The organism is Mycetohabitans sp. B2 (assembly GCF_021733735.1).
In the GTDB taxonomy this organism is placed as follows: Bacteria; Pseudomonadota; Gammaproteobacteria; order Burkholderiales; family Burkholderiaceae; genus Mycetohabitans; species Mycetohabitans rhizoxinica.
In genome coordinates this window covers 1-9,296 of the sequence record NZ_JAHKSP010000039.1, presented here as the reverse complement: position 1 = coordinate 9,296, position 9,296 = coordinate 1, and the positions used below count along the sequence as shown (strand labels likewise).

At 60.4% G+C, this 9,296-nt stretch carries 2 protein-coding genes; both read left to right on the top strand.

From position 1 onward, the window contains the following. Positions 1-256: 256 nt before the first annotated feature. Positions 257-1,912 (top strand): ShlB/FhaC/HecB family hemolysin secretion/activation protein, encoded by a 1,656-nt coding sequence (locus KPG66_RS07810; RefSeq protein ID WP_237070557.1) that lies wholly within the window; start codon positions 257-259, stop codon positions 1,910-1,912. A gap of 41 nt (positions 1,913-1,953) precedes the next feature. Beyond that, a partial coding sequence (locus KPG66_RS07805) for a two-partner secretion domain-containing protein (RefSeq protein ID WP_237070556.1) occupies positions 1,954-9,296 on the top strand: 7,343 nt, incomplete at its 3' end.

The window sequence follows — 9,296 nt, the reverse complement described above, 5'->3', positions numbered from 1 at the left end:
AGTTAACATCGGGCGCGCCAGCTTACAAGCCGCGCCACGCCGAGATGTGGGTAAAGATCAGGTCATAACGGAGGGGTGCGGCGGCTGCTCGAGTGTGTGGTGTGCGAGTTCTGCTAGGATGGGTCCCAGCGTGTTTTATTTAGGCCGCAGCGCTAGGCATAAAATGATTATTACGACAAGGAAAAAGGCGAAGCAGGCGGTTTGTCATCGCCAGTGGAGCAGAAAAGGGGTAGGGTTTTGCGTGGGTCTGGCGCCCATGATGTTGGCGCAAGCGCTACCGCTTGAGGGTACCGAGCAGCAGCCGCTGCGAGAACAGGAGCGCGAGCGCGTACTTCGGCAGCAGCGCGAGGCCACGCCGGACGTGCGGTTGGCACGCCCGTTCGTGCCTGAGCAAGCGCGTCTTCCTGTGGAAGAGTCACCCTGCTTTCGCATCGAGCGCATTAAACTCGACGGTGACATGGCCATGCATTTTCAGTGGGCGTTGGCAGCGGCCAATCCGCCGAACGATCTGGCCATTGGACGCTGTCTGGGCACGGCAGGCATCAACCTGACGATGAAGCGGATGCAAAACGCGATCGTCGCGCGTGGTTACGTGACCACGCGCGTGCTAGCACCCCCGCAGGATTTGAAGACCGGCACGCTTGCACTTACGCTTATTCCGGGGCGGATCCGAGCGATTCGTTTCGCCGACGACAGCAGCCCGCGCGCGACGTGGTGGAACGCCGTGCCAGTTACCTCAGGCGATTTGCTCAACCTGCGTGACATCGAGCAGGGGCTAGAAAACTTTAAGCGTGTGCCGACGGCCGACGCTGACATCCAAATCACGCCGGCCGAAGGGCCCGACGCCCAGCCTGGCGAGAGCGACCTGGTGATTGCGTGGACACAGGCGCATCCGGTCCGCCTGAACGTCGCTATCGACGATGCAGGCAGCCGGTACACCGGTCGATACCAGGGTAGTGTGACTGTTTCATACGACAACTGGTGGACGCTTAATGATTTATTTTACGCCAGCTTTAACCACGACCTTGGCGGCGGGCACAGCGGCCCCAAAGGCACGCGTGGCTATACCGTTCACTATGAGGTGCCGTATCGTTACTGGCTCTTGGGCTTCACGACCAGTGGCTATGATTATCACCAGTCGGTCGCGGGTGCTTACCAAACTTACCGCTACGGTGGCGATGGCGATTTCACTGAGGTGCGCCTCTCGCGCCTGCTTTATCGCGATGCCGTGCGCAAGACCTACGCCCATGTGCGCGGGTGGTTACGCCATGCGCGCAGCTTCGTTAATGGCACCGAGATCGGGGTACAGCGCCGCCACACGGCAGGCTGGGAAATCGGGTTAAGTCACCGCGAATTCATCGGCTCCGCCACGCTGGAGAGCGGCGTGGCGTACCGCAAGGGTACGGGCATGTTGGGGGCTCAGCCGGCGCCGGAGGAATTTTTGGGTGAGGGGACGTCGCGTCCATCGCTGATTACCGCGGATGCCCAACTAACCATTCCATTTACCATCGCTGCACAGCAACTGCGCTATACCACGGCATGGCGCGGACAATGGAGCCGCACACCGCTGGCGTTGCCGGAACGCTTTTCCATCGGTGGGCGCTATACCGTGCGCGGTTTTGATGGCGAAAGCGCCTTGATCGGCGACCGAGGCTGGCTGGTGCGCAATGACCTAGGCTGGTCGCTGGGCCACACCGGTCAGACGCTTTATCTGGGTGCGGATTATGCAGAAGTGGGCGGGCCGTCCACAAGCTTTTTGATTGGGCAGCACTTAGCGGGTGCCGTGATTGGCCTGCGCGGCGGGGCCAAGGGCTTGTTTTGGGATGTTTTTGCCGGTACGCCGCTTAGCAAGCCGGCGGGTTTTCAGACCCGTCGCTTCAATGCCGGCTTTAACGTCAGCTGGTCGTATTAGGCCCCGATTTTGGGTGCTGCTATCTTTATCGGATGCCCGTTATGAATTCACATTTATATCAGGTCGTCTTCAATCGGGCCCGCGGTTTACAGATGGCCGTGGCGGAGCATGTCGCCAGTCAAGGCAAGCCACGCGGCGTTCGGGCCGCACGATCGGCTTGCAGCCTACTGGCGACGATGCGAGTGCTGGATTTTTCGATTCTATTGTCGCTCGGGTTGGTCATTGATCTCGCGCAAGCGCAGATCGTGCCTGATCTTGGCGCGCCGCGCGACCAGCAGTCAACCGTACTGAACGCTGCCAACGGCGTGCCGCTGATTAACATCCGCGCCCCCAGCGTGGGTGGTGTGTCGCGCAATACCTATAAACAATTTGACGTCGGCCATCGGGGCGTGATTCTCAACAACGCTAGCACCCATGCGCAGACGCAGCTCGGTGGCTGGGTGCAAGGCAATCCGTGGCTAGTCAATGGCACCGCACGTGTGATTCTTAACGAGATCAACGCCAGTCATCCCAGCCAGTTGCGCGGCTACATGGAAGTGGCCGGCGAGCGTGCGCAGATCGTGGTGGCCAATCCGGCGGGGATCAGTTGCGCTGGCTGTGGCTTCATCAATGCCAATCGTGTCACGCTGACCACCGGCACCCCGATCATGAATGGCGGTAGCCTCGACGGCTACCGCGTGCAGCAAGGCGCCGTTACTATCACCGATGGCGGGCTCGATGCGAGCCGCGCCGATTACACTGACATTATCGCGCGCTCCGTCCGGCTCAATGCTGGCCTCTGGGCTCAACAACTGCGCGTTACCACCGGCGCCAATCAAGTCAGCGCCAGCCACAGCGTGGTGGATCCCATTGCCACAGACAGCAATGCGCCGGCTTTCGCGCTGGACGTGAGCCAACTCGGCGGCATGTACGCGCAAAAAATCATCCTGCTCGGTACCGAGCACGGCGTGGGTATGCGCAACGCTGGTCAAATCGGCGCATCAGCTGGCGAACTGGTGGTGACCGCCGACGGCCGCTTGGAAAACAGCGGCGCCCTGCAGGCTAAGACCGATACGCGCTTGAGTGCCGGCGGTGGCGTGGCGAACAGCGGTACGATCAGCGCTGAACGCGAACTCGTGCTTTACACCCCAAAAGATTTGGACAACCGGGGCGGCACGTTGAATGCCACGTGCCTGGACGTGAACGCGGATTCCGTTACAAACCGGGGCGGCACCATTGAGCAAACTGGCGCCCAAGACTTGGTTGTGCGTGCCGCGCAGGTTCGTAACCGGGACGACGGCCGCATTGGAGCGGCTGGGGTGGATGCCGATGCCGCCACGACGCCCGGGGATGATGGCACGTCGGGCATAAACGTTTCGGGTGACAGCGACGCCACGCCGCTCGCGGCGGGTGTGCTCAACGTTCACAACATACTGGATAACGATGGCGGCCGCATCATGGCCAAGGGTGCGCTCGATCTGACCGCCCACGCGGGCCTGGACAATGAGGGCGGCCATCTAAGCGTGCGCGATTTGAACGTAAAAAGCGGCGATCTGGCCAACCGTTTGGGCGAGCTGTATGTGACAGGCAGCCATCAGTTCCAACTCGGTGCGCTGCAAAACGAGACGGGGCAGATGCAGCTAGCCGGGCCGCTAACGCTGAACGCCCAATCGTTCGATAACCGCGCGGGACAGCTGGTGGTAGCCGGCGGTGATAACCGTCTGGAGGTGAAAAACGAGCTTGATAATAGCCAAGGCGGGCAGATTGTCAGCGACGGGGCACTGCATATCCACGCCAGCACGCTCAAGAACGCGCAAGGCCGCGTGCAGCAAGCTGGCGGTGGCCATTTGCAGATCGAGGTGCCGCAACTCGAAGGCGCCGATGGCACGCTGATGAGCGATGGCGTCTTGACTCTGACAAGTAATAGAGCCGACCTGCGCGGCGGCTTGACTCAAGCCAAGCAGATTCGTGTTGATACAGACACGCTAATCACCGCCGAAGGCGTGCTGCGCGGCAGCGGCGCCGGCATGCTCGAGTTGAAGGTACGCGACGTGTTGGACAACACCCATGGTGCCATTCATGGTAACGGCGCGTTGACGTTGCAGGCACAACAACTGGTCAACGAACGGGGTAGGATTAGCGCGGCCGGCACGCACGACACGCAGGTTGACATCGCTGATCAACTCAACAATACCAATGGCCAGCTTGTTGCCGCCGGCAACGCGACGGTGAAGGCGTGCGATTTACGTAACCAGGGCGGCATGATCAGAACCAAGGGTCAATCCAACTTGGACGTGAGCGTTGATGGTACGCTCGACAACCGTGCGCAAGGTACGCTCGCCGCAGACGGTAATTTGAGCGTAACCGCGTCTACAGTGGGCAATCGCCGGGGTAAGCTGATCGGCGTCCATGGACTGCGCGTCGAGTCCACTACGCTGGATAACCGCGAAGACGGTTTAGTGAGCGCAACCGAAGGCCCTCTGAAGGTGGACAGTCAAGGCTACACCCATAACGCGGGCGGCACGCTGCAGGCCGCCGGCGAGCTGACGTTGGACAGCACAGGCCTGGACAATACCGGCGGCACGATCCGGGGCAGCCAGGTCAAACTCGAGACTCGGCAGGCGGCACTGAATAACACTGGCGGCACACTGATGAGCACCGCCGGTCGCCTCGACGTGAGCAGTGGCGCACTGGATAACACCGGCGGGTTAGTGCAATCGTGCGGCGCGATGTGCGTGCAAACACACGGTCAAACGGTGCGTAACATCGATTCCGGCAAGACGGGCGGCATCCTCAGCGGCGGCGAGTTGAACTTGAATAGCGGCGAGCTACACAATCGCGCCGGCGTGGTGCATAGCCAAGGCCAACTCACCGCGCACGTTGGGGCGTTGGACAATACTCAAGGCCGGTTTGGCGGCAGCGCCGAAGTCGGGCTCGAGGCTGACCGTTTGCGCAATAGGGGGGGCGCGATACAGGCTGGACAGGCGCTGCAGATGGGCGTGGCTGACGTCGCCGATAACGATGGCGGCCTGATAGCCGCGAGTGGCGAGTTATCACTGAATGCCAAGCGGATTCACAACCGTGATACCCGCAGCACGGACCCGGCTACGCCGTTGGGTTTGCAAGGCGATGCCGTTGCGCTGACGGCCAAGCATATCGACAACCATGCCGGGGCCATCGCCGCCAATCGCCGCGTAAAGATCACCGGCGCGGGCACCGATAGCGTGCTGGACAACACGCAGGGCAACGTCTCCTCGGCCGGTAGCCTTCAAGTTTTTGTCGATTATGTGTCTAACCCGGCTGGCACGCTATTGTCCGGCACCGACCTCCGTGTCGAGGCCGAGAGTCTAAGTGGAGCAGGCCATTTGCTATCTAAGGACAATTTGAACTTAGATGTGCAGCAGGACTTTGACAACGAGAACGAAGTGACTGCCAACGGTCATGCCGTCATTCGCACGGCGGGCCGGCTGGTTAACCGCGGTACTTTCCAAGCAGACGAGCTTGAAGTACGGGGCGCGCAGATCGACAACACCGTCGATGGCCGGATCAATGGGAACCGCGTATGGGCGGCCACCGATGGCAAGCTGTCTAACCGTGGCTTGATTGACGGCGCGCAGTCGCGCATCGAGGCCGACGCGGTGGACAATGTCGGCCCGGGGCGTCTCTACGGTGATCAACTTACGCTGCAGGCCAACACCGTTGACAATCGCCAGGAGGACGGCCAGGCTGCGGTCATCGCCGCACGGACGCGGCTGGATATCGGTGCAAGCAGGCTGAGCGGAGCGGGCCGTTTGCGGTCCGACGGCGATTTAAACTTGGCGCTGCAGCAGGACTTTGACAACGAGAACGAAGTGACTGCCAACGGCCATGCCGTCGTTCGCACTGGGGGGCAATTGACCAACCGCGGTGGACTTCAAGCAGGCGAGCTTGAAGTCCACGGCGCGCAAATCGACAATACCGTCGGCGGCCGGATCAACGGGGACCGCGTGTGGGTGGTCACCGATGGCAAGCTGTCTAACCGTGGCCTGATCGACGGCGCGCAGGCGCGTATCGAAGCCGGTGCGGTGGACAATGTCGGTACAGGCCGCCTTTATGGTGATCACCTTGCGCTGCAGGCCAACACCGTTGACAATCGACAGGAGGGTGGCCGGGCCGCGGTCATCGCTGCGCGGGCACGGCTGGATATCGGTGCGAACGTCGTCAACAACCACGAGCAGGCGCTAATCTTTAGTGCCGGCCATGATAGTACGGCGCTAAACATCGGTGGCACACTGAATGAACAGGGTCAGGCCATGGGTCGTGCCGGTCACGTACTCAACGACAGCGCCACGATTGAATCGCTGGGCGGCCTAAGTTTCAACACCCAGAGCCTGCTCAATCGCAATGCGCACTTTGCCAGCGAACTGGTGCAGATTAGCGGGCCTACTCAAAGCATAGCGCTTCAGCCGGCCGGTGATCCCAATAAATACGATATCAACGATTATCATTGGGCGGCGGGGCACAAATCCGGCTGTTATTTTCACAATGGCACCGGCGTCGCAGTCAGCGACTGGACCCAATACGATATAACGCGCACTGAATACGAGACCCGGGTCATGCAAAGCGCGCCGGCGCTCATTCGCTCAGGCGGTAATTTCGTGCTGCAGGGTGAAAACTTCAATAATGACAAAAGCCATATCTTTGTCGGCGGCACTCTACAGGGCGATTTGAGTAACCTGAAAAATGAGGCTGTGTTTGGCCAGCATATCACTCACGAGGCAGGCACTAGCCAGTACACTTGGAATCGATGGCGTGGCGGCAGGAAACGCCGGCATGAGCGCCATTGGGGGGCACAAATTGCTTACACGCCAGCCGACATCGTGCAAACGATTGCGCTGCCTGTCTCCAAGGTCGAACAGCATACCGCTAGCGGCGAGCGTGGCTATGCGATCGCACAGCAGCAGCTTAGCCAGGCAGATGACGCGTTGAAAGCAAGCGCAGTGATCGAAGTGCCGGCCGCGCCCAGTGTGCGCGCCGCTCCTGAGCTAGGCCAGGTTGATGTCGCGGTAAGCGGTCTGGATCCGGCGATAAGCGGCCAGGACCCGGTGATAACGAGCCATAATCCGGTGATAAGCGGTCAGGAACCAACGAGCGACCAAAATGAGCAAGGCGTGCTTGATACGCACGGCGACGCCTCTATGGTTATCCGTACTGCCCAGCCGAGCGTCCAGATACCGGCCAACAGCCTATTTCGTGTTCAGCCGAACAATGGCAGCTATCTGATTGAGACCGATCCGCGCTTTACCGACTATCGCACCTGGCAAAGCGCCGCCACCTTACTGTCGCAAGGAAAGCACAATCCGGCCGCCACACACAAGCGCCTGGGCGACGGATTTTATGAACAAATGCTGGTGCGTGAGCAAGTCGCGCAATTGACAGGTCGGCGCTTTTTGAAAGGCTACGCCAGCGATGAGGCGCAATACCAAGCGTTGCTTGAGGCCGGCAGCGCTTATGCGAAAGCATGGAGCCTGCGTCCTGGCGTAGCGCTGAGCGCGCAGCAGATGGCGCAGTTGACCCGCGATATCGTCTGGCTGGTTGAGCAGGATGTGCACCTACCCGATGGCACTGTCACTCGCGCGCTAGTGCCGCAAGTCTACGCACGCGTCAAGCCGGGTGACCTCGACGGTAACGGCACGCTGCTCGCCGCGGAGGCTATCAACATAAAACTCAAGGACGAGATCGTCAACACTGGCACTCTTGCTGGACACACTGCCGTGCAACTGGATGCCGAAAACTCGCGTAACGTTAGCGGTCGGATAACCGGCAAGACAGTATCTGTCCAGGCGCGCGGCGATATTGATGTGATCGGCGGTAACATTGACGCTGATCAAGCCTTATTCGTTCAGGCTGGCCGCGACTTGAATGTGGTCACCACAACCCATAGCGATGCCAAGCAGTCGGGCCAGAGCGACTTTAGTCGTACCCACCTGGACCGTGTAGCCGGTCTGAGCGTTAACTATCCCCTTGGCGGCCCCTTGGTGGCTAGCGCCGGGCGCGACGCCAACTTAATTGCCGCACAAATCGTCAACCATGGCCAGAACGGCCAGACCGCTTTAATTGCCAGCCGTGATCTCAATCTTGGCACGGTCAAAGTCGCGGAGCAAGAAAGCAACGTCATCGACGCCAACAACTACCTCAAGCAAGGCGTTGAACAAGAGGTCGGGACCACCGTGCATGCGCAAGGTAACGTACGCATGCAGGCGGGTGGCAACCTGAATGCCCGTGCAGCCCGCGTCCACAGCGACCAAGGCGCGTTAGTGGCGCTGGCCGATGGGGAAATCAACATCGTGAGCGGGCAAACGAACCGCTACTGGAGCGAGGGCCGGCAGTATAAAAGTCGTAATGTGTTCGGCTCCAGTCAAACCACCACTCGCGATAGCTTGGCGGACACCACCGCGCAGGCCAGCACCTTTAGTGGCCACACGGTGGCGGTGCAAGGCCGCAATGTGACCTTGACCAGCAGCAACGTCGTGTCAGATAAGGACACGTTCATTGAGGCGCAAAACGACCTGACTATCCAGGCTGCGACGCAGTCCTACAGCGAAAGCCACTTCAAGGAGACCAAAAAGAGTGGTTTACTACATAATGGCGCGATGTCGGTGACAATTGGCAGTCAGGCGCACAGCGCTGACCAGCAAGAGGCTGGCACTCGTGCAACGGCTTCCACCGTGGGCTCGACCAATGGTAATGTGACCTTGGTTGCCAAACAGCTCTATCGGCAAGAAGGCAGTCATATCCTCACGCCGCGTGGCGATGTAGCTATTCAGGCGGACAAAGTCAGGATTACGGAAGCCCGTGAGCAGAGCCAGGGTACGCAGCAAACTCAGTTCAAACAATCGGGCTTGACCGTGGCGGTGACGACGCCAGCAATGGCGGCGGTCCAGACCGCGCAGCAGGTGGAGCGGTCGGTCGGACAGACCTCCGATCCCCGTATGCAAGCGTTGCTGGGCGTGACGACTGGCTTGGCCGCCAAGAACACCGTCGACGCCATCGCCCAGGATCCGAAATCGGGTGGCGGGGTCAACATTTCAGTCACCGTGGGCAGCGCGCAGACGGGGAGTCAGGCCACCTACAACAGTGCCACCGCATCGGGCTCGAGCATTGCCGCTGGCGGCGACGTGAGTGTTCAAGCCATCGGTTCGGGCCAGGATTCTATGTTGACCGTGCAAGGCAGCGACATCCAGGGTGGCGGTGATGTCCAACTGAAGGCCGATGGCAAAATCAATTTGTTGGCCGCGCAAAACGCCCGCGAGTCACACCTGACCCACAGCAGCATCAGCGGTGGCGCGGGCGTGGCGGTGAACTTAAGCTCCCAAGGTAAGGCAGCCGGTGTGACGGCGAGCGTCAGTGGCGCACGCGGCCGGGG

Bases quoted from the DNA above. Each gene is read 5' to 3' on its own strand.
- KPG66_RS07810 (WP_237070557.1), top strand. From the start codon at position 257: ATGATGTTGGCGCAAGCGCTACCGCTTGAGGGTACCGAGCAGCAGCCG.